Raw genomic sequence first — 22,098 nt, 5'->3', positions numbered from 1 at the left:
ATTAAAAAATAAACTCTTTTTCTTTCTAACATTTCTTTTATTTAACTTATTGACACCACTTCGGGTTAGTACCTTATACCTTTGGAATAATATTTCTATGCTTTGAGATAAAGATTTAATTCTTTTATCTATACTTTTATCAATCATTTACTAAACCTATGATTTCTTAATAATGTCATCGCATGAATGTAAGTATTAAAAAAATAGGCGCTATATCTGGCCCTACAATTTTTTTTCTTGTATTATTATTTTTTCACCCTGATGGTTTAAGTAAAGAAGCCAATGCTATACTGGCTAGTACATTGTGGGTTGCTATATGGTGGATTACAGAAGCTATTCCCATTGCTGCCACTTCACTGTTGCCCATTGTTTTATTTCCGTTATCTGGTGGTTTGGATATCAAAACGACAACTGCTGCATTTGGCAATCATAATGTTTTCTTATATGCCGGTGGATTTATATTAGCTATCGGAATAGAGAGATGGAATTTGCACAAACGTATTGCATTAAGCATTATAAATGTTATTGGCACCAATGTTAAAACGATGATCCTTGGCTTTATGATTGCTACAGCATTTTTATCGATGTGGATTTCTAACACCGCAACATCTGTAATGATGTTACCCATTGGTATTGCCATAATCACTCAACTTACCGATAATCCAAATACTATTGAAGATGAAAATAAAATCTTCGGAAAAGCCCTAATGCTTGCTATTGCATATAGCGCATCTATTGGAGGCGTTGCCTCGCTTATCGGGACTCCTACTAATCTTATTCTAGCAGGAATTGTTAAAGAAATCTATGATTTTGAAATAACATTTACCAATTGGATTGTTATAGGGTTGCCCATTTCTGTAGTGATGTTATTTATCTGTTGGCGTTATTTGGTTCAAATAGCTTTTTCTTTTAAACAAAAAGAATTCCCAGGGGGTAAAAATGAAGTAAAAAGGCAATTAAAAGAATTAGGTAAGATATCTTTTGAAGAAAAACTAGTACTTGCAGTATTTATATTCACTGCTTTTGCCTGGATCACAAGGTCTTTTTTATTACAACCTATTTTTTCGGCTATAGATGATACCATTATTGCTATTACTGCAGCATTACTTCTTTTTCTTCTACCTAGTCGAGAAAAAGGGAAACCACTAATGAACTGGAAAACTGCAGTAAAATTGCCATGGGGTGTACTTTTACTTTTTGGTGGTGGTCTTGCTTTGGCTGCAGGTTTTAAAGAATCAGGGTTAGCAGTATGGATAGGTACGCAAATGACATTGCTGCAAGGAGTTTATTTGATTACTCTTTTAGCTTTTATTGTTACTGCTGTAAATTTCTTAACCGAAATTACATCAAATGTTGCCACTACGTCAATGTTATTGCCTGTTTTGGCATCGATGGCGCTATCACTTGATGTACATCCGTTTATTCTTATGGTAGGTGCTACAATTGCAGCATCATGTGCATTTATGCTTCCAGTAGCTACTCCACCTAACGCAGTGGTATTTGGTTCTGGTTATTTAACCATTCCTGATATGATGAAAAAAGGATTTTGGTTAAATATCATATCCATTATCCTGATTATAGTAATCACTTATTATCTACTTCCTTATTTCTGGAATTTTGATCCGTCATTTTTTCCACAGGAATTTAAATAAACATAATTACCGTCTATTGTACAAGCATCTTTTTTATAGTCTCATAGTCCTCCATATATTCCCAATATATAATTCTATCATACGCATATTTTATTAAAATAAACTTTTCGCTGATCGATAAAATTCTACTAACCGCTACTATTTTTTTTGAAGCTTCTTCTACTTCTACTTTCTCTGTAACTTCGCGATTTCTAGCATCAAAGCCATGAAGAATAGTATGATTCTTAAGTGTAAGTTCTATAAATTTCATTATAAATCCGTTTTCTAAAACTTTTCAAATCTACTTTATTTTACCTTAACATGCCTTTAAGACTTTAGCATATTCATTTTATTTACTTTAGGGTTTTCAAAATCAACCCTTTAGAACGTGTTAAAAATATTCTTCTTTTTCACAAGCTTTCTTTATTGTATTTCTGGTATTTCGCAAGAAAATATAACGCTTACCTATACAGGTAATATGGGTGTTCTTATATCTGATCATCAATCTTCTGTATTAATTGATGGTTTACACACAAAATATGGAGACGATTATCTATTTCCTTCGGAAAAAGTAGTACATAAAATCAATACCCAATTACAACCTAATATTATTTTATTTACCCACTATCATGGAGATCATTTTAGTGTTCCATTATCACGAGAATATTTAGTCTTAAACAAAAAAGCTGTTCTTTTTGGAGCAAATCAAATCACTAAGAATTTCTCTGAGTTTAAAGATCGAGTATATACAATTACTACAAAAGATTATACTAAAAAAACTATAGATATTGGTAAGATAAAAGTTACAGGGCTTAAAATAAATCATGCTGGCAAGAGGCACATCGAAGTAGAAAATGTAGGATATATTATTGAAATAAACAATAAGAAGTTCCTTCATGTTGGAGATACCAACTGGCTCGAAGAAATTGGTTTATTTGACCAGTTAAAATTGCTTAAAGAAAATATTGACATTGCGATTCTTCCTTATTGGATGCTTTTACAGGACGATGCTCTGATATTAATCAAAAAATACATCAATCCGAAAACGGTAATTGCTACCCATATTTCGCCAAAAATAAAAGAGAAAGAGCTTTTAGATTTAAAAAGCAGATATCCCGAGATACACTTTCTCACAACATTAGAACAACAAATACAATTATAATTAATTCACAGCCAAAAAATGAAAAAACAAATATTTTTACTGTTACTACTAAGTGTGATTACTACGTTATCTGCTCAGAAATTTACCATGGATCTTATTAAAGATAATACTCCGCGTAATATAGGTCCTGGAGGAATGAGTGGTCGTGTCACTTCTATAGATGTGGTAACTACTAATCCTGATATTATATATGCGGGAACTGCTTCTGGAGGACTCTGGAAATCTACTTCTGGAGGAATCAAATGGGTTCCCATTTTTAATAATGAAGCTACTGCTTCTATCGGGGCCGTTGCGATCCAGCAATCAAATCCATCAGTAATCTGGGTAGGTACAGGAGAAGGAAACCCTAGAAATAGTCTTAATGGTGGATATGGTATCTATAGATCTCTGGACGGTGGTAAAAACTGGAAACTTATGGGGTTAGAGAAAACCCGTCACATACATAAAGTGATCATTGACCCTACTAATCCCGATATTGTATATGTTGCAGCAATCGGATCTCCCTGGGGAGAACATCCAGAAAGAGGAGTTTTTAAAACTACCGACGGCGGTACTACCTGGACCAAAATCTTATTCAACAATAATAAAACCGGAGCTGCAGATCTAGTCATGGATCCTACAAATCCTAACAAATTGATAGTTGCCATGTGGGAACATAAACGTGACCCATGGTTTTTTAATTCAGGAGGAGAAGGTTCTGGCCTTTACATTACTCATGATGGAGGAAAAAACTGGGAAGAACGTACAGATAAAGATGGGCTTCCAAAAGGTAATTTAGGTAGAATAGGATTAGCAATAGCAGCTAATAAACCTAATATTGTCTATGCACTGGTTGAAGCCAAAAAGAATGCACTATACAAATCAACAGACGGAGGATTTAAGTGGAAAAAAATTAATGATAAAAACGATATCGGTGGTCGTCCTTTTTATTACTCTGATATATTTGTAGATCCACAAAATGAGAATCGAGTATATTCTATATTTACCTATGTAAATGTTTCTGAAGATGGTGGTAAAAACTTTACACAGTTAATGCCTGCTTATGGTGTTGATAATGGTGTACACCCCGATCATCATGCATGGTGGATCCATCCTAATGATGGGAGTTATATGATTGATGGTAATGATGGTGGATTAAATATTACCCGAGATGGAGGTAAATCCTGGCGTTTTATAGGAAATCTTCCTGTTGCACAATTTTATCATATTAATGTTGATAATGAATTTCCTTATAATGTATATGGTGGTATGCAAGATAATGGTAGTTGGAGAGGCCCTGCTTATGTATGGAAAGCACAAGGAATCAGAAACTCATACTGGCAGGAAATATCGTTTGGTGATGGGTTTGATGTTGTACCTGATAAAGATGATTCACGATATGGATGGTCGATGAGTCAACAAGGATATGTAAGCCGATATGATTGGATGACGGGTAACAACTATACTGTGCGCCCTACTCACCCAGATCCAAAAGTAAAATTGCGTTTTAACTGGAATGCTGCCATCAATATTGATCCATTTGATAATAATACAATCTATTTCGGAAGTCAGTTTGTACATAAAAGTACAGATAAAGGACTTACCTGGAAAGTGATATCTCCTGATCTGTCAACAAACAATCCCGAAAAGTTAAAACAAGCAGAGAGCGGTGGATTAACGATGGACGCTACAGGTGCAGAAAATCATTGTACCGTTTTGGTTGTTGAACCTTCGCCACTAGAGCAAAATATGCTTTGGGCAAGTACCGATGACGGTCGTGTACATATCACTCAAAACGGAGGAACAAATTGGACCGATGTGTCTAATAATATAAAAGAATTACCTAAGGGAAGCTGGATTGTGCAAATCAAAGCCTCAAACAAAAAGAAGGGAGAAGCACTTTTGGTAGCTAATGATTATAGAAGGTTTAACTATACTCCGTATGCATATAGAACTACGGATTACGGTAAAACATGGAAACGCATTGTTAATGGAGGTGACGTAAAAAGCTACGCCCTTAGTATCGTTGAAGATCCTATAGAAAAAAATCTATTATTTCTAGGTACCGATGATGGGTTGTACATCTCTCTTAATGCAGGGAATAGTTGGACAAAATGGACCAAAGGTTTTCCTACGGTATCGGTAAAAGATCTGGTTATTCAACCTAGAGAGCATGATCTGGTTATTGGCACTTTTGGTAGAGCTGCCTGGGTATTAGATGATATACGACCATTGAGAGCATTAGCAAAAAACAGTGCTATTCTAAATCAAAAACTACAGGTTTTCGAACCTCCAATAGCATATCAAACTGCATCTCAACAACCTGCAGGTAGTCGTTTTGGAGGAGATGCCTTATACAATGGTGAGAATCGCGACTATGGAGCTCTTATTTCATATTACATTAAAGTAGAAGAAAAGAAAAAAGAAGAACCAAGTAAAGAAAAAGATAAAATAGAAGGTGATGAAGATGAAGTTGATAGTGAGAAAGAAGAAGCCAAGGTGAAATGGGATTCTATTCATCTCAAAATTTATGATGGAGATCGTTTGATCAGGACCTTAAAAGAAAAAACTCCAGATTCTACAGGGTTTCATAAAACAAAATGGCTTATGAATGAAAAAGGTGTTGATCGACCTTCACGAAAAATCCAAAAACAAAATAGTGAACCTGGTGGTGTTAGTGTAAAGCCAGGTAAATATAAACTAATACTAGAATACGGAGATCAAAAATCTGAAACCATGATAACCGTTAAGCCTGATCCTAGGTTGCAAATATCTCAGAAAAATATCAATGAAATTTATGCCGCTTCAAAAAACATGGAAAAAATGAGGCAATCTGCTGCAGATGCTGTAAAACAGCTGGTAGAGAGTAAAGATATAGCATCAAAATACCAGAAAGAGCTTAAAAAATTAGATAAAAAGAAATATAAAGATCAGATTAAATTATCTAAAGATATTTCTAAAAAAATCGATAGTGTAATTGCTATCTATCTTGGTAAGGAAGATAAACGTCAAGGAATTACGCGTAATCCAGAAGTAACTGTGATGCAACGCATGGGTACGGCAGGATGGTATGTAGGTAGCCGCCAAAATGGATTAACTTCTACAGAAAACACCTTAATAAAACAAGCTAAAGATGCATTACAAGATGCACTGGTAAAGACCAACGATTTTTTTATAAACGATTGGAAACCTTATCGCGAAGCTATTGAGAAGTTAGATGCCTCTCCTTTTAAAGAGATTAAGAATTTTATTTTAGAATAATAACAGACAAATCAAATACTCATGAAAAAACTACTCACACTTAGTATGGGTTTGCTCCTCTTCTATTCTTGTAAGCAAGAAAAAAAAGAAGAAATAGCTCAGCCTATCAAAATCGACCAGTATTCCATAGAACAATTTATGGATAACGAAAACGCGTTTTCGAATGGATTTTCTGCAGATAAATCCAAAGTGCTTATAACCAGTAACCGCTCAGGGATTTATAATATGTATACTGTTGCTACCGATGGTGGCGAACTTATGCCTGTAACCAAATCTGATAGTGCTTCAGTTTTTGGGATATCTTATTTTCCTGAAGATGATAGAATTTTATTCAGAATGGATGGTAATGGTGATGAAATTCATAAAATATTTGTCAAAGACAGCTCTGGTATCAAACGCCTAACTCCAGAAAAAAATGTTAGAGCCACATTTATAGGATGGGCCAAAGATGGTAAAAGTTTCTTTTATGGTACGAACGAACGAGATCCAAAATATATGGATCATTATGAGATGGATATTGCTGATTTTACATCTAAGTTGATTTATCAAAATATCGATGGAATGGATTTTGGCGGAATGTCTGAAGATAGGAAATACATCTTATTAACACAGCCTTCAACAATGAATGATAATGATCTCTTTTTAATGAATACTAAAACAAAAGAGAAAGTCAAAATCAATGAAAATATAAGCGGTAATTCTCCTGAAGATTTTTCTCCAGATGGTAAATCATTCTATTATACTACAGATGATAATGCAGAATTTAGTTACCTAATGAAATATAACCTTGAAGATGGTAGTAAAGAAAAGGTTTTAGAAAAAAAATGGGATATTTCTGGTTTTTACTTCACCCGAGACGGAAAATACCAGGTAATGTTTACCAATGAAGATGCTAAGACGGTTATGGAGGTAAAAGAAGTTGCAACGGGGAATACTATTGATTTTCCTGCTATTGAAGATCAACAAATTAATAGTGCACAATTTTCAAGAGATGAATCTATGGCTTTACTTCGTGTCGGTGGGTCAAATACACCTACAAATTCATACTCTTATGATCTTGCTACCAAAAAATATCATAAGCTTACAGATGTTTTAAACAAGGATATTAATGCAGATCATTTGGTTACTTCAGAAGTAGTTCGTTTTAAATCTTTTGATGGATTAGACATTCCTGCAATATATTACAAACCAAAACAAGCTACTGTTGATCATAAAGTACCTGCATTGGTTTGGGTTCATGGTGGTCCCGGAGGACAATCCAGACAAGGATTTAGTTCTGTAATTCAATATCTGGTAAATCATGGATATGCTGTACTAGCTGTTAATAATAGAGGTAGTAGTGGTTATGGTAAGACTTTTTTCAAAATGGATGATCGAAATCACGGAGATAAAGATCTAAAAGATTGTGTTGCAGGAAAAGACTGGTTGGCAAAACAAGATATCGTAGACGCTGATAAAATAGGAATCATCGGTGGTTCTTATGGAGGGTATATGACCATGGCAGCACTTACCTATACTCCAGAAGAGTTTAAGGTTGGAGTAAATATTTTTGGAGTTACGAATTGGCTAAGAACATTAAAAAGTATTCCGCCATGGTGGGAGTCTTTTAAAGAAGCATTATATACAGAAATGGGAGATCCAAATACTGCTGATTCCGTTCGTTTACGACAAATTTCTCCTCTTTTTCATACTGAAAAAGTTACAAAACCATTGATTGTACTTCAGGGAGCTAAGGATCCCAGAGTTTTAAAAGTAGAATCTGATGAAATTGTAGAAGGTGTTAAGAAAAGTGGTGTTCCTGTAGAATATGTATTATTTGAGGATGAAGGTCATGGGTTTGTAAAAAAGGAAAACCAAATCGAAGCATATGGTAGAATTTTGAAGTTCTTAGACAAGTATTTAAAAAGTACAGGTACCGAAATGATTAATGATGGTAAAACTGAATCTACCAAGATTGATTCAGAGTCCTAAAAAAGAGTCCAAAACTTTATATAATAAAAGAAAAGGCTGCCTGTAAGGGCAGCCTTTATAATAGGGCCAATTTTTTATTATTATTCTAAAATTATTTTACAAAAATCTTTTGAGTAAGCGTTCTACTACTAGTAGTAACTTGCACAAAATAGATACCAGTAGATAACTTACTTATGTCTACTGTTTTTCTTACTACATTTCCTCCCGGAGGTGTTTTAAGGTCAATGATCTCCAATGTTCTTCCGTTTATATCCTTGATACTGATCTGAGAAGAAGCGGATTTCACATTATTAATTTCCAGGTTTAAAAGATTTTTTACTGGGTTAGGGAATGCTTTAAATTGTAATTCTCCTACTGATCCATTTTCTTTATAACCTGCAAATTTATCTCCACAAGATCCTAAGTTAGTCCACCCTGTAGCAGTTCTTTCATACAAAGATCCATTATAGGTTACTCGATCACCAGATTCATAGTTTGCAGAAACATCATAAGAAATACCATTGTCGCAAAGATTAGAGTTAGCTTCTGTTTTTGCTCCAATAACTACAGTATAATCCTCTACTTCTCCATACTGAAAAGATTCACAAGACGTAGGAATTCCATTGTATTTCATAGAAACTCTCATTCTTGTACTTCCATCTTTTGCTCCTGACACCACTGAAAAACTACCACTCACAGGTGTTGTTTTTGAAGCCGATTTACTCCAAACCAACTCTCCAGAGTCTTTAAAATCCCCATCTTGATTATAATCAATCCATACTGCATATGCTTCATTATATACAGTTCCTGTCCATGTTGGTGTGATAGTAATAGTATTTGATGTTCCTTTAGAAAGATTAGTACTTTCTGCAGTAAAATCACTATATCCCCCACTTCCTGCTACAGATGTTTTATTAATTGTTCCTAAAACAACTTTACTGATATATTCATCAGATGTGTTTTTTCCATTAGAAGCACAATAATTTGTTGGATCTGGATTACCATCGCATGCCTGTAAACAACTTGATCCTGCAATATAATTACGAATCACATTAGCGGGTTGTGAACCGAATCCTTTATTAAAGTTTACTCCAACAGTAGTTTTTGGGCAATAACTCATAATGGTTCCTCCTCCTGAAGGATTTCCTGGTAGCGAGCAACCTCCTTCTGTAAAACCAGCACAACCATCTATTGCTGTGTTGTTACCATTCCACACACATGCATGTGTATGTCGTGATCCTACATTATGCCCCATCTCATGAGATATTAAGAATACATCAAAAGAATAGGTAGGTATATTTTGATAACTACCTTTGATACCAGAAACTGCAGCTTTTCTTGATGAGTTACACAGCGTTCCGATTCCTCCGGCTAATCCTCCTCCATAACTATAATTCACCATATGAGCTAAATCTCCATTAAGACCATTACTGTTTTTATAGCTGATATAGCTGTTCAGATCATTATTACTAAACGGCTGATTAGAAGTCCAGGCTTTGGTACCCGATAATTTGATAGATATTTGATCATTTGCATATAGAGCAGCTACCTGATTAAACACCGCTTCGATATAATTAGAAGCCTGCTGGGCTCCTCCCTTATCGTTAACAATATCAGTACATATATCGAAGAATACTTTTACGCACTTTGCTGCTGCTTTACTTTGTGGGTTATCAGCCAATTCTTCAATAGTGTATCCTCCTTTTTCTATATCATCTTCTACCTGACAAGAAAAATCATACAAATGACTAATTTCCTTGTCTTTATATAGAATATGGCTCTTACTATTACTCACAGGTCCAACTACCATATTACCATCCTGACCATCGATACTAATAAAACCAGATACGTTATCTTCATAAAAACTTAGAGCTACCAGAGAGTTAGTCTGACCTTTTACCACACCTCGATAGTGTGCTACGTTATCACGAGAAAGTACCTTACCCGAAGGCATATCTATAGCCGAAAAATCATCGGTTCTAATGCTTACTTTAACAAGGTCTAGTGACATTGCTGATTTCTGACCCGGAATACTTAAGTTCATCGTATTTGGGAAATTACCTTGTAAAGATTTCATTTTACTCTGATCTAATGAAAGTAACACATAATCCTTAAGTTCTTTCGGAATTTGTAGATTACTTTTTTGATCAACTGTAGTAAAAAGTTGAGTAGTTTCAAAATTTGAACCTGAAGACTTTTGCTGGGCTACAAGTTCACTGGGTTTTTGTAATTGAGTTTGTGCAAAGCTCATTACCGTAAAAAAGGCAATGGCAATTGTTAATATACGTTTCATTTTTTAAGTTTTAAGATTTGAATCTTTACTTAGTTATGATTCTGGCCCCATAAACCTTCCTCAGTAAAATCCAAAAAGTTTGTGTATCAACAAGTTACAAATTCTACACATACCTAAAAAGGTTACGAAGCATTATTTACATATTGTATTAAAATATTATATTTTATCCCTTCTCTACATATGGTAAACCCTTTGTATAGTATATTTTTTTATAATGTATAGATTAAACCTCGCAAATCTTCGAGACCTATAAGGTCAAATTTAATACAGAAAATATTGTATGTTTATTTTCTATTGCACTAAATTTCTACAGAATTACTTATTAATTTTGAACAAAATTCAAAACATATTCTAAATCATGAACACAAAAAACTTCTTTCTCTTTTTAGTATTACTTTCTACAATTAAATTTTCTAATGCTCAGGATAATGGTGAAAACGAATTCGGAGCCTGGTATATGTATTTCGGGACAAATCGTGTAAGTGATAAACTTAGTATTCATTCTGAAGCGCAGTTTCGGTTTTATGAAGTTGCTTCGAGTTTTAATCAATTACTACTAAGAACAGGGTTAAATTACCATATTAGTGATAAAGCGATAGCCACTATGGGGTATGGTTTTATTAATACCGATGGTACATTTGAAGATACTCCTGGTGAAGAAAACACAAATGAGCATCGAATCTTTGAGCAGTTTATTTTGAAAAATACTGTAGGAAAATTTAAATTCGAGCATCGATACCGTCTCGAACAACGATTTATCAGTTCCCAAAATGATGATTTCACCGAGCATAGAGCACGATATCGTTTACAACTCACGTATCCTATTAATCAAAAATGGTTTCTAAATGCCTATGATGAAGTATTTATCAATCTACAAGAACCCATTTTTGGTCAAAACAGATTATACGGTGCTATAGGGTATCATGTGAAATCTAATTTTAGCATACAGCTGGGATATCTCAAAAATCATTTTACAGGAACTAACTTTGATCGACTACAGTTAGGAGTGATTTATAATACCGACTTTAGAAAAAAGGAAAAGAACTAATGAGTATTTTAAAAGATAACAATCCGGCATTATTACTAATAGATATTCAAAAAGGATTTGAAAACATAGCATATTGGGGTGGAGAACGTAACAATCCTGATGCCGAAACCAATATGGAAAAACTTCTGGCATTTTGGAGAGCACATCATCTCCCAGTGTTTCATATCAAACATTGTTCTACTACTCCTGCTTCTCCCTTGGCCAAAGGTAATGTAGGTAATGATTTTATGGATTTTAATACTCCGCTAGCACATGAACCCATTATCGAAAAAGATGTGAACAGTGCTTTTATAGGAACCAATCTTAAAGAGCAATTAGAACAAAAAAATATAGATACTCTGGTTATTATAGGATTAACCACAGATCATTGTGTATCTACCACTACCAGAATGGCTGGTAATTTTGGGTTTGAGACCTATTTGATAGAAGATGCTGTTGCCACTTTTAATAAGATCGGTACTAATGGTCAAGAGTATAGTGCTCAATTAATCCATGATACGGCGATAGCAAGCCTAAAAGATGAATTTGCTACAATTGTAGCTACAGAAACACTTCTTAATGCTTTGAGTTAAATCGTGAGTCCTGAAAATATTTAAAATAATAGTAAAAATAAATTATTCCAGGGTATTATTTTCGGTTACGGTATTTTCAATTTTACTTTGAGAATAACAAACCTTTTACAATATTAATAAGATCAAAAATTATTGGTAATAAATATTATATATAAAATCATCGCAGTTAAGCTATTGCTCAAAAGTTCCTATATCTCTTATTGTGCATAATTATTGTCATTCAACACCAGGAAACATGGAACAATTATTTTAACATTATTCTTTACTTTTTGTTTTATAAATAGGCTTTTTTTATACTGTAAAAACTTAAAGCTTCTAATACTTTATAAATGACTATTACAATTTTAGATTTTGTAGTTATCTCAAGTTCTGCATTAGGGTATTTTATTAGTATTAATCTTTTAACATCTCACTTATATAGGAATAAAGCTAATAAATACCTTTCAACATCATTATTCTTGATAAACAGCATTATGTTATTGGGGAGGTATGATCCTAATGGAGGTATTCTTGAATTTTTAAAAGATTTAATGTGGGAATTTTTGTTTCCTGTAACTTTATTTATCTATTTTTTAATACAACTAAACCACTCATATCTTAAAAAGAAATGGCGTAACTGGCTTTATTTGCCATTTTTCGCAACTTCAATTATAGATATATTTTTTGATTTAGATTTTGTTTTCAAAATGTATAGTCTTCCATTTTCAGAAAACAACTCTACCATTCAGTTTTTCTATATTACAGAGGAGATATCATCTTTTTTTTATAGTATCATATTGATAATCTGGAGTAGAAACCTTATTGAAAACTCTAGCTCTATCTCAAAGGAGAAAAAAAAATGGTTATTAAGGTTCAACCTATTTTTAATTTTTGCTCATGTCATTTGGTTTATGCAAGTGCTCGAAGATATTTATTTAGATTCAGAATATTCTCTTAATCTCTTATGGTTTCTGATTTCTATTTTATCATGGTGGATTTTGTATTATGGTATATTTAAACTTCAAATTGTAATTCAAAGAGATGAAATCCATGAACATTTAAAGTTAAATAACTTAAAAAAAACAGAATTAAAAGAAAAGAAAACAATAACCTCTACCTCTACAAAAGTGATGAATCAATTCTATAGCCTTATGGAAGATGAGGAATTATACAAAAATCCATTATTAAGCCGATTAGATTTAGCCAATCAATTAGGAATAAGTGAGAGTTACTTATCTCAAATTATAAATCAAGAAACCAAAAAAAGTATTATTCAACTTGTAAATGAATATAGGATTGAATCTGCAAAGAATCAATTAAGAGAGCCTGCGTTGTATAAATATTCTGTTGAAGCAATTGGTATAGAGTCTGGTTTCAAATCAAAAAGTGCATTTTATAATGTATTTAAAACCTTGGTAGGAACCTCTCCGGGAGAATATCGTAAACAATAGGAATGTCCTAATTTGTCTAAACTCTCCGTTTAAGGACTTCTATAAATCTAATCTTTTCTCTTTTCTGTCTTTCCAATTCTAAATTTGATGCTTCATTTTAAAAATTCATAAATATGAGACATAGTATTTCTAAAAGTGTTTTAATTCTGTTGCTTCCATTAATGACTTCTTTTTTTTTAAGTTGTTCAAGTGATGATGAATCGGTGGATAAAGTTGTTCAGGTTACTGATACCGAAACATTATCAAAAAGACTAGAACAAATTCTTGATGAATCTGATTTCCCCGGATTTACAGTAGGTATTGCCAAAAATGGAAATCCGAGTTTTCAACAAAGTTATGGGTACAAAGATATTTCAAGTAACTCCCTTTATGACAATCAAACCTTACAACCCATTGGTTCTATAAGTAAAACATTTATCGGAGTGGCTACGGTCAAAGCTATTGAACTTGGTCTTTTCACCTTAGAAACTCCCATTAATGATATTTTAGACCAACCAATTGTTAATCCCAAAAATAATACTGTGGATATTAAGGTAAAGCATTTGGTTTCCCATACATCAGGTCTGGTAGATACTGAAGAAGCCTATGTGACATCTTACTACATATTGCCAAATGAAAACGTGAACACTACAGGAGGACAGCTGTTAGTAAATGAAGGTATAATTCAACGTCAATCAAAAAGCTTGAAAGAATTTATTGAAGCTTATTATTATGAAAGTGGGGATTATTATAGTGCAGATAATTTTTCCAATAATGCTCCAGGGACAAATGAGCAGTATTCAAACATTGCAAGTTCGCTAATGGCATACTTGATTGAAAAGGCCTCATCCATATCCTATAGGGAATTTGTTCAAGAGAATATTTTCAAACCATTAAAAATGTTCAATACTACCTTTTCTTATCAAGAACCATTAAATCATTTTGCCACCCTGTATAGAGATGTCAATACTCCATTACCATTTTATGATTTGGAGTCATACCCTGACGGAAGTGTAAAAATATCCAATCAAGATATGATGAAATACATAATGAATATGATCAAAGGAAGACGAGGAGAATCCACCACTCTATTTAGTAAAGCATCATATGAATTACTATTTTCAGAAGTTATACCCTCTTCTTCTCATACTATATTTTGGGATTTAGAAAACAATGGTGATTTGGGTCATGATGGTGGCGACTACGGATTGACAACAGAACTTTCTTTTAATGGAAGCCATAATTCTGGTTTTTTTATTCTAACCAATTATGACACCAGTGATGATGCTCACGAGCGTTATTATGCTGAAACTGCAATTAAGATTAAAAAAGCTATTATCAGCTATATAAATCTTTAAAGTTGTAAAAAATTATTATTGAATTTGAAATCCCAATAACATGGATTTGTAATCCGTGAAATATAAGTAATATCAAAACAGTCACTTATAAGTGACTGTTTTTTTTGTTGTCGTAAATTATTAATAATTAAAGATCTTTGAGCAAAGCTACTTTTGCTCAAAACAGTAAAAGAGATATCGAATTCGTTTATTATACAAAATAAGATAAGGGATAATACTAAATTCTTACTTTTGAAAATAAGAACTATATCGTAAAGCGTGGAAAAAATTATATCTAGTATAAAAAGTATGTATGCTGTAAGTGATGCCTCTATAGCATCCTTAACAAGTAAGATGACAGAACTACATCTTCCTAAAAAACATATACTCATTAAAAGTGGAGTTGTAGACAAGAATTATTATTTCATAGAAAAAGGATTGACTCGTTCTTATTGTATTATTGATGGAGAAGAAGCTACTACCTGGTTTAGTAAAGAAGGGGAATTAGCATTTTCTATGCTAAGTTGTTATGAAAATAAACCTGGATTCGAATATGTAGACTTATTAGAAGATTCTATTATATATGCTATTCCTGTACATAAATTAAACTTATTATATGAAACTAATATTGAAATTGCAAATTGGTCCAGAATAGCACATCAAAAAGCTTTTCTTGATCTCGAATTACGTCATATTGCACTAGCTACACAATCTGCCAAAGAACGTTACGATACTTTTACTCAAGAGAAATCTGATTTGTTTAAACGTGTAAAATTAGGGTATATCGCTTCTTTTTTGGGAGTTACTCAAGTTACTTTAAGTAGATTAAGAGCAAAACAACATTTTTTAACATAGGTAAAAAATATTCTTCTCAAACAAAACTAATTTTGTACGGTCGTTATTTAATTTAAGAAAACATGCATATGACCGAAAAAGAAAAAATGCTGGCTGGTGAATCCTATGATACGAGAGATCCAGAATTAATCAAAATGTATCATAATGCCAGAAAATTAATGCAGGTATACAATGCTCTGGATTCTACAGATACTCAAGGTAAAAAACAAACATTATCGGATTTATTAGAACATATTGGAGATGGTGCATGGATCGAACCACCTTTTTTTTGCGATTATGGGGCGCATATTTCTATTGGAGAAAACACAGTTATAAATACCAATTGCATGTTTATCGATGATAATACAATAACCATTGGAAAAAACGGGCTAATTGCGCCTTTTGTTCAAATATATACGGCAAAACATCCTGTAAAAGCTTCTGATAGAATACAAAATTCTGGTAACGCCCCTTTTACTACATTAACGAGTCCTGTAAAAATTGGAGATAACGTATGGATAGGTGGAAACAGTGTTATATTACCAGGAGTTACCATCGGTAACAATGTTACTATAGGAGCAGGTTCTGTAGTAACCAAGGATATTCCTGATGATACATTAGCCTTCGGAAATCCATGTGCAATAATAAAAACTATATAAAATGAACTTTTTACAATCTATACCAGAATCAATATTTGAAATTATCGGTTTTTCTATTGGCTTTTTTGTTTGCATCATAACTGCTATTCAAATCATTAAAGAATATAAATCAAAACAATCTAGTAGTCTTTCACCCGGTTATGTTATGGGTTGGCTATTTGTGTATTCATTTTGGGCCCTCTATGGACTTCGATTTGAAGCAATCGCTTTATGGACAACCAATAGTCTCGCATTATTCTTACAAATCGGTTTGTGTATAATAGTGTTTAAAAAGAATAAAAAAAATCAACATGTCTAAAATAAAAATCGGAATCATAGGGTACGGCAATTGGGTTAAAGATGCGTATATCCCTGCCCTAACATATGATGGAAGAGCAGATATTGTTGCCATTTCTGCAAAAAGTGATGCTACAATTACGGCGATCAAATCGCAATTTGGAAATACAGTTGATGTATACAGCAATTACGAAGACCTATTAAATTCTCCCTCGATAGATGCTGTAATGATTGCTGTTCCTGATGCATTACATGGCAAAATTGTATTGGCAGCATTAGATTCTGACAAAGCTGTTTTTTACGAACCCCCTATTGGGCATACCAGAGCTTTGATTCCTAAAGTATTAGACAAGTTAGTAAATGCTCCACAAATTACACATGCTGATTTAGAATTAGGGCTTATTCCTGTCATATCAGAAGCAGCTAAGCTCATAAAAAATGGAGCTATCGGAAAACCACAAAATGTAGGCATTGATTTAAGATCCAATTGGGGACCAGAACCGGATCAGGATACGACAAATATCAATCGCCTATCAACCTGGTACGTTCATGTTTTAAACATTTTACTTAATGCTACACCAAACCGTGTTCTTATTCTAGACGGCTACGGAACCAGTGGGAGAAGACAAAGTAGAAGTATCGGTTTATTTGATTATAATGGTATTTGGGGGGAACTAAAAGTTAATATAGATAGTGTAGATAAACTGGTAATTACAGTAGAGATTATTGGTAGTAAGGGAGAGATCCAAATAGATATTTTAACAGGCGAATTGAAACTAAGAACTAAAGAAAAATCTTTAACAGAACATTTCCCTGCATTGCAGCCCTATGCAGACTGGCCTGGAATGCGAGAATCAATAACTCATTTTTTAAATGCTGTAGAAAGTGGAAATTCAAGTTTTGCAAATGCCCATCTGGTTGCAGAATTACAAGCTATAGGTATGGCTTCTGAAGAGTCTAAAGATACAGGGAATTGGGCCATTGTAAAGAACCTGTTAAGGTAGGTTCAAATTATTAGTACTTAAAATGTTATTTTAAAGTAAAAAGTTCGACCTTTAATACAAACTATCATTTATATGAGTCTTTCTAAAGTAACTTTTATCAATGCTGAAGGTCAATCACTATCTGGGCGTTTAGAGCTTCCTGCCGATCAGCATCCACATAATTTTGCATTATTTGCACATTGCTTTACTTGTAATAAGAATCTGGGAGCAGTACGAAATATAAGTAGAGGACTTACTTCTCAAGGATTTGGAGTATTGAGATTTGATTTTACCGGGCTTGGTGAAAGCGAAGGTGATTTTGAAGACACCAACTTTTCTGGTAATGTCGAAGATCTTGTAGCCGCAGCAGGTTTTTTAGCAAAAGAGTATAAAGCTCCTTCCCTACTTATTGGGCATTCTCTTGGTGGTGCTGCTTCAATATTTGCAGCAGCAAAAATTGATACTATTAAAGCAATTGCTACTATTGGAGCTCCTTCTAACCCAAAGCATGTTGCACATTTACTAAAAAGCGGTTTAGAAGAAATTCAAATAAATGGAAAAGCCACAATCAATCTAAGTGGGAGGGATTTTACGATAAAAAAACAGTTTTTGGATGATTTAGAAACCAAATCACTTCCTGAAGTTGCAAAAAACTTAAATAAAGCACTTTTGGTAATGCATTCTCCTCAGGACACTACTGTGCCTATAAAAAATGCTGAAGAGATTTATCTTGCAGCTAAGCATCCTAAAAGCTTTATAACGTTAGATGGTGCAGATCACTTACTGATGCGGAAAGAAGATTCTATGTATGCAGGAAATGTTATTGCAGAATGGTCTTCTCGATATATTGAGATTCCTGAAGAACCAAAACTTAAAAGTCAACACCATGTAGTTGCCAGTTTAGGAAATGCTGAAGGGTATACAACACAAATGAAAGTTGGAAATCATTATTTGATTGCTGATGAACCAGAAAGCGTAGGAGGTCATGATTTTGGGCCATCACCCTATGAGTATGTATCAGCTGGGTTATCTGCCTGTACAGCTATGACTATAAAAATGTATGTCGCCAGAAAAGGGTGGGATTTACAGCATGTAGAAGTACATACCAGCTATAGCAAATCTCATATGGTAGATTGCGAAAACTGTGAAGATCCCACAGCAAAAATCGATACGTTCGAAAGAGAAATCAAAATCGAAGGAAATCTTGATGAAAAACAAATTACCAGAATCTTACAGATTGCAGATAAATGTCCGGTTCATAAGACATTGCATAGCGAAACACAGGTAATTACTACTTTAGTTTAAAGACTAATATCATCAAATACATCTATAAAACAAAAAAGACCGTTCTTTCGAACGGTCTTTAGTAGTACTCTACAAATCAGTTATTCAATAATAAAACGTTTGATTGTATCTTTTTCTTTCCTTTCAGAATTTTGGATTCTAAGCATATACATACCTGCCTCCAAACGATCAAGATTAATTAAACCATTATTATTAAGCTTTCCTTGTCCAACCACTTGTCCTATAACATTTATGATCGAATACGATGTATTTGATATTTTGTTACCTGGAATCGATACCTGAAGTAATTTTCCTTTAGGTAATGGATTTGGTGAAATTTTAAATTCGGTTCCATTTGTAGTTTCAGTCATTAAGCTACTTCCTCCATCAAAAGATTGCGTATCAAGACTTGTTCCTACAACTACTGTATAATCTTCTACTTCTCCATAATCAAAACTTCCGCATGAGCTAGGGACAGTATTATATCTCATAGACACTCGCATTCTAGTGGCTCCACTAGAAGCTCCTGCAGGAACAGTAAAGCTTCCTGAAACTGGAGAAGTTTTTGTAGCAGATTGCGTAAATACTTGCTCTCCTGCATCTGTAAAGTCTCCATCCTGATTATAATCAATCCATACAGAATATCCTTCATCATAGGTAGTGTTTGGCCAACCGGGAGTAATAGTTATGGTATTATTAGCTCCTAGATTAGTAGAAAGACTTGTATGATCTCCATACCCATTAGCAGATGCATTTGTAGCATTATCTATGGTTCCTAACTTTACATTTTTAATATACTCATAAGTAGAAGAGTTACCATTAGAAGCACAATATGTAGCTGGAGGATTAGGATCTGTACCAGATGCTTTTATGCTCACATTATCGATAGCAATATCACTTTGCCATCCACTAGAACCACTACCTGTTACCGCACTAAATCGTAATTGCACGCTTGCTTTTCCTGCATAAGCAGCTAAATCTACGTTTGCTACGTTCCAATTGCTCCCTTGTGCTCCATTTTTACTAAATACACTTGTCCAGTTTCCTGTATTATCTATTCTAGCTTCTACAGTTAAAGAGTTTATAGCACTACCTTCCATATGATACTGGAAAGTTAGTGAAGGTGTATTTAAACTGCTAAAGTTTAAACAAGGAGAGTTTAATATCGCTTTTTTGTTAGGAAATCCAGTTCCGTTTCCAGAAGCTTCTACATATAAATAATATGTACCATCTGCCGCACTACTAGGTCCTGTACCATTAGAAGGAGTAGTTCCTGATTTTCTAGTCCAGTCTAAATCATCTCCTGATGTTGCCTGTGCCCATTGTCCTAAATTAGTTTCAAAACTTTCTGAGAATGGGAATGAAGCTACATCACCAGAACAATTACCTGTTCCCGGATCAGTTCCATCACATGGATTTACAAAAGAAACGGTTTGATCATTTTTACCATTGCTACCTCCGTTATTATTTTCATTAGCATCTTTTCCTACTCCGCGCCCTGCAAAAGCTTTCCAGATTAAACACTTATACTTTTCATTATATAAATCTTTATCTGCCTGAAGAATTCCGTCTCTACCAGACACAAATCCTGGATTATTTGCTGTATTCTTCAGTCCTTCTACAACAAGTTTAATTGCAATATTATTTCCGCCAGTACCATTATAAATATCAGCATCAAAACCTTCTTGATCTATTAATGCCCAAGTCATATCCCAAAGAATAGTTGCAAAAACATATCCTACTCCGTGTGGTACTGAAATATTACTATTTGTAATAGTTGCATAATCAGAATTATTAATAGACTTGTCTGTAGAATATCTTGTAGGTCTAATTCCTGCACCATCAACAGGCTGTCCATACACATAAGTTCCCATACCTCTTCCGGCTGTTCCTACATCTCCTGCTTTCATTGTTAACATAAGCGCAAACCAGTCAGACCAACCTTCTCCCATCTGTTCTGATCCTCCTAAAACATTAGAAGACGGTCCTCCAACTAATCGAGTAGAAATACCATGACCATATTCATGAATAATTATTCCATTATCAAAATCTCCATCTCTTCCAGGGTTGGTTTTATCAAAAAGATACATCTGCATTCTTGGGTTTCTCCCATCCCCAGGAGTAGCAAAGTTGGCATTATTAATTCCGCCACCATCTTGAGCATCTGCATTTACAGAATCGCTTCCTGATCCTCCTTTACCATAATTGTTTTCCTGAAAATTCCCACTAGCTTCATTAAAACCATATTGATAGAACACATCATGTATGATATTGTTCCAGTAAAATAAATTAGTTATAGCCGCATCTTTGTAACTACTAGGAGCTTGATTAAGATTTAAAGGGAAATTAAAATCAAGGCTTGATCCACCATCAGGAGAAGCACCTGTACCATTATCCCCATTACTGTCATCCTGTGCCCATACATTATTACCTCTTGTGATAGTGTATTCTGCTCCATTACTTCCGTTGGTATCATGCCAACCATAAGGAGATGCTGTAGTGTTTGCAGGATTGGTTACTACAGAACGACTACCATGTGTTGGGCTCTCTATTGGCATAGCAAGTACATTATAAGAATCTGGGGCCAAAGCTGTTGTTGGTGCCTCTGATACTGTTACTAATGGCTTGGCATCAAAAAGTACAGATTCATGATTATGTGACTCATGATCAGTATTTTTAAAAGTACATTTTACTACCCAATTATCTTCATAAATAATTTTACTTGTAGCTGCATCAACATAACTATTCCACCAGTTGTGTCCATTTTTCTCATATAAATTTACATTCCAACAAAGTATTAGTTGATCGTTATGTAATTTATAAACTTGTCGAACTTTAATCGGTTCATTATCCTGTGTAATTCCAGAATCCATAAATATAGAAACATCATTTCCGCTAGATTTACTCGTTGTCTTAGATAATCTTTTGGCAGAAGGCAAGTTATGAGCTCGTATCACCGCATTTATTGCCGAAACTTCTGTAGTAGATGCCTTAGCAGAAATTGCTTTTGATTTAACTCCTTTGATGAACTGATCAATTTCATAAGTGATCTTACTATTATTAACCGTTAGTTTATAAGTTCCATCTACAATAGGTATCCCATTATAAAGCTGATTGACATATACGTGTGTTATACCAGCTTTTAATGAAGGAACCTCATCTGTTATTTTCCATTCTGAAAAATCGTTAATGGAAGCTTTTGAAGTAGTACTTTTGGCAATATTACCAAAGTGATTTCGAACAAGTGTGTTCGAATTTTGTGCAAGAATTGTTTGCCCTATTAAAAATAATAGAATGACAAACGAGTAACCTCGTTTCATAAAATAAAATTTTGAGTTTGTGTTCTGCAAAATTAAAGAAAATTAAGTATTCTTTAAAAAGAATAAAAATAATTCATTAAATTATCAAAATTTAACAATT

At 33.8% G+C, this 22,098-nt stretch carries 16 protein-coding genes; 13 read left to right on the top strand and 3 right to left on the bottom strand.

Annotated features, from left to right (window positions below):
• The first annotated feature begins 182 nt into the window (after window positions 1-182).
• On the top strand, window positions 183-1,652 hold the full coding sequence (locus tag ATE84_RS11955; protein ID WP_101448177.1) for a DASS family sodium-coupled anion symporter: 1,470 nt from the start codon (window positions 183-185) through the stop codon (window positions 1,650-1,652).
• A 13-nt stretch (window positions 1,653-1,665) separates the two neighbouring features.
• Here the strand turns inward: ATE84_RS11955 and ATE84_RS11950 are convergent, their stop codons facing one another.
• Window positions 1,666-1,902: a hypothetical protein gene (locus tag ATE84_RS11950; protein WP_101448176.1), complete on the bottom strand. Its 237-nt coding sequence runs from the start codon at window positions 1,900-1,902 to the stop codon at window positions 1,666-1,668.
• Between the two features lie 117 nt (window positions 1,903-2,019).
• Between ATE84_RS11950 and ATE84_RS11945 the strand changes: the two genes are divergently transcribed.
• From ATE84_RS11945 to ATE84_RS11935, 3 genes are read left to right on the top strand one after another with little or no spacing between them, the layout of a single operon-like run.
• Entirely contained in the window at window positions 2,020-2,793 is a 774-nt protein-coding gene (locus ATE84_RS11945; RefSeq protein ID WP_101448175.1) for an MBL fold metallo-hydrolase, read from the top strand.
• 18 nt (window positions 2,794-2,811) lie between these two features.
• The gene (locus tag ATE84_RS11940; RefSeq protein ID WP_101448174.1) at window positions 2,812-6,033 is read left to right on the top strand and encodes a hypothetical protein; all 3,222 of its coding nucleotides are present in this window, start codon (window positions 2,812-2,814) and stop codon (window positions 6,031-6,033) included.
• Window positions 6,034-6,054: 21 nt separating this feature from the next.
• Window positions 6,055-8,004, top strand: a complete 1,950-nt coding sequence (locus tag ATE84_RS11935) for a S9 family peptidase (protein ID WP_101448173.1) — start codon at window positions 6,055-6,057, stop codon at window positions 8,002-8,004.
• 91 nt (window positions 8,005-8,095) lie between these two features.
• On the opposite strand, the gene ATE84_RS11930 is transcribed toward ATE84_RS11935, so the two are convergent.
• Entirely contained in the window at window positions 8,096-10,276 is a 2,181-nt protein-coding gene (locus ATE84_RS11930) for a GEVED domain-containing protein (RefSeq protein WP_101448172.1), read from the bottom strand.
• Between the two features lie 358 nt (window positions 10,277-10,634).
• Here ATE84_RS11930 and ATE84_RS11925 point away from each other — a divergent pair, with 358 nt between their 5' ends.
• The 9 genes from ATE84_RS11925 (at window position 10,635) to ATE84_RS11885 (ending at window position 18,699) form a co-directional block, all read left to right on the top strand.
• Window positions 10,635-11,324, top strand: coding sequence for a DUF2490 domain-containing protein (locus ATE84_RS11925; RefSeq protein ID WP_101448171.1), 690 nt, complete (start codon window positions 10,635-10,637; stop codon window positions 11,322-11,324).
• Window positions 11,324-11,896 carry a cysteine hydrolase family protein gene (locus tag ATE84_RS11920; protein WP_101448170.1) on the top strand — a complete coding sequence of 191 codons (573 nt, stop codon included), beginning with the start codon at window positions 11,324-11,326 and terminating at the stop codon, window positions 11,894-11,896. Before ATE84_RS11925 ends, ATE84_RS11920 begins: the two co-directional genes overlap by 1 nt.
• Before the next feature lie 329 nt (window positions 11,897-12,225).
• On the top strand, window positions 12,226-13,326 hold the full coding sequence (locus tag ATE84_RS11915; protein WP_101448169.1) for an AraC family transcriptional regulator: 1,101 nt from the start codon (window positions 12,226-12,228) through the stop codon (window positions 13,324-13,326).
• A gap of 113 nt (window positions 13,327-13,439) precedes the next feature.
• Window positions 13,440-14,663 carry a serine hydrolase gene (locus tag ATE84_RS11910; protein WP_101448168.1) on the top strand — a complete coding sequence of 408 codons (1,224 nt, stop codon included), beginning with the start codon at window positions 13,440-13,442 and terminating at the stop codon, window positions 14,661-14,663.
• A 258-nt stretch (window positions 14,664-14,921) separates the two neighbouring features.
• On the top strand, window positions 14,922-15,497 hold the full coding sequence (locus tag ATE84_RS11905; RefSeq protein ID WP_101448167.1) for a Crp/Fnr family transcriptional regulator: 576 nt from the start codon (window positions 14,922-14,924) through the stop codon (window positions 15,495-15,497).
• 68 nt (window positions 15,498-15,565) lie between these two features.
• Complete coding sequence (locus tag ATE84_RS11900) at window positions 15,566-16,135, top strand: sugar O-acetyltransferase (RefSeq protein ID WP_101448166.1); 570 nt, start codon at window positions 15,566-15,568, stop codon at window positions 16,133-16,135.
• Window position 16,136: 1 nt separating this feature from the next.
• The gene (locus tag ATE84_RS11895; RefSeq protein WP_034241741.1) at window positions 16,137-16,433 is read left to right on the top strand and encodes a SemiSWEET family transporter; all 297 of its coding nucleotides are present in this window, start codon (window positions 16,137-16,139) and stop codon (window positions 16,431-16,433) included.
• Window positions 16,426-17,415 (top strand): Gfo/Idh/MocA family protein, encoded by a 990-nt coding sequence (locus ATE84_RS11890; protein WP_101448165.1) that lies wholly within the window; start codon window positions 16,426-16,428, stop codon window positions 17,413-17,415. Before ATE84_RS11895 ends, ATE84_RS11890 begins: the two co-directional genes overlap by 8 nt.
• Before the next feature lie 72 nt (window positions 17,416-17,487).
• Complete coding sequence (locus ATE84_RS11885; RefSeq protein WP_101448164.1) at window positions 17,488-18,699, top strand: bifunctional alpha/beta hydrolase/OsmC family protein; 1,212 nt, start codon at window positions 17,488-17,490, stop codon at window positions 18,697-18,699.
• Between the two features lie 80 nt (window positions 18,700-18,779).
• Here the strand turns inward: ATE84_RS11885 and ATE84_RS11880 are convergent, their stop codons facing one another.
• Window positions 18,780-21,998: a M36 family metallopeptidase gene (locus ATE84_RS11880; protein WP_101448163.1), complete on the bottom strand. Its 3,219-nt coding sequence runs from the start codon at window positions 21,996-21,998 to the stop codon at window positions 18,780-18,782.
• Between the last annotated feature and the right edge of the window lie 100 nt (window positions 21,999-22,098).

The sequence above is a fragment of the Aquimarina sp. MAR_2010_214 genome, assembly GCF_002846555.1.
In the GTDB taxonomy this organism is placed as follows: domain Bacteria; phylum Bacteroidota; class Bacteroidia; order Flavobacteriales; family Flavobacteriaceae; genus Aquimarina.
Note: the sequence above shows the minus strand (reverse complement) of the source record. Positions and strands in the feature narration are given on the sequence as shown.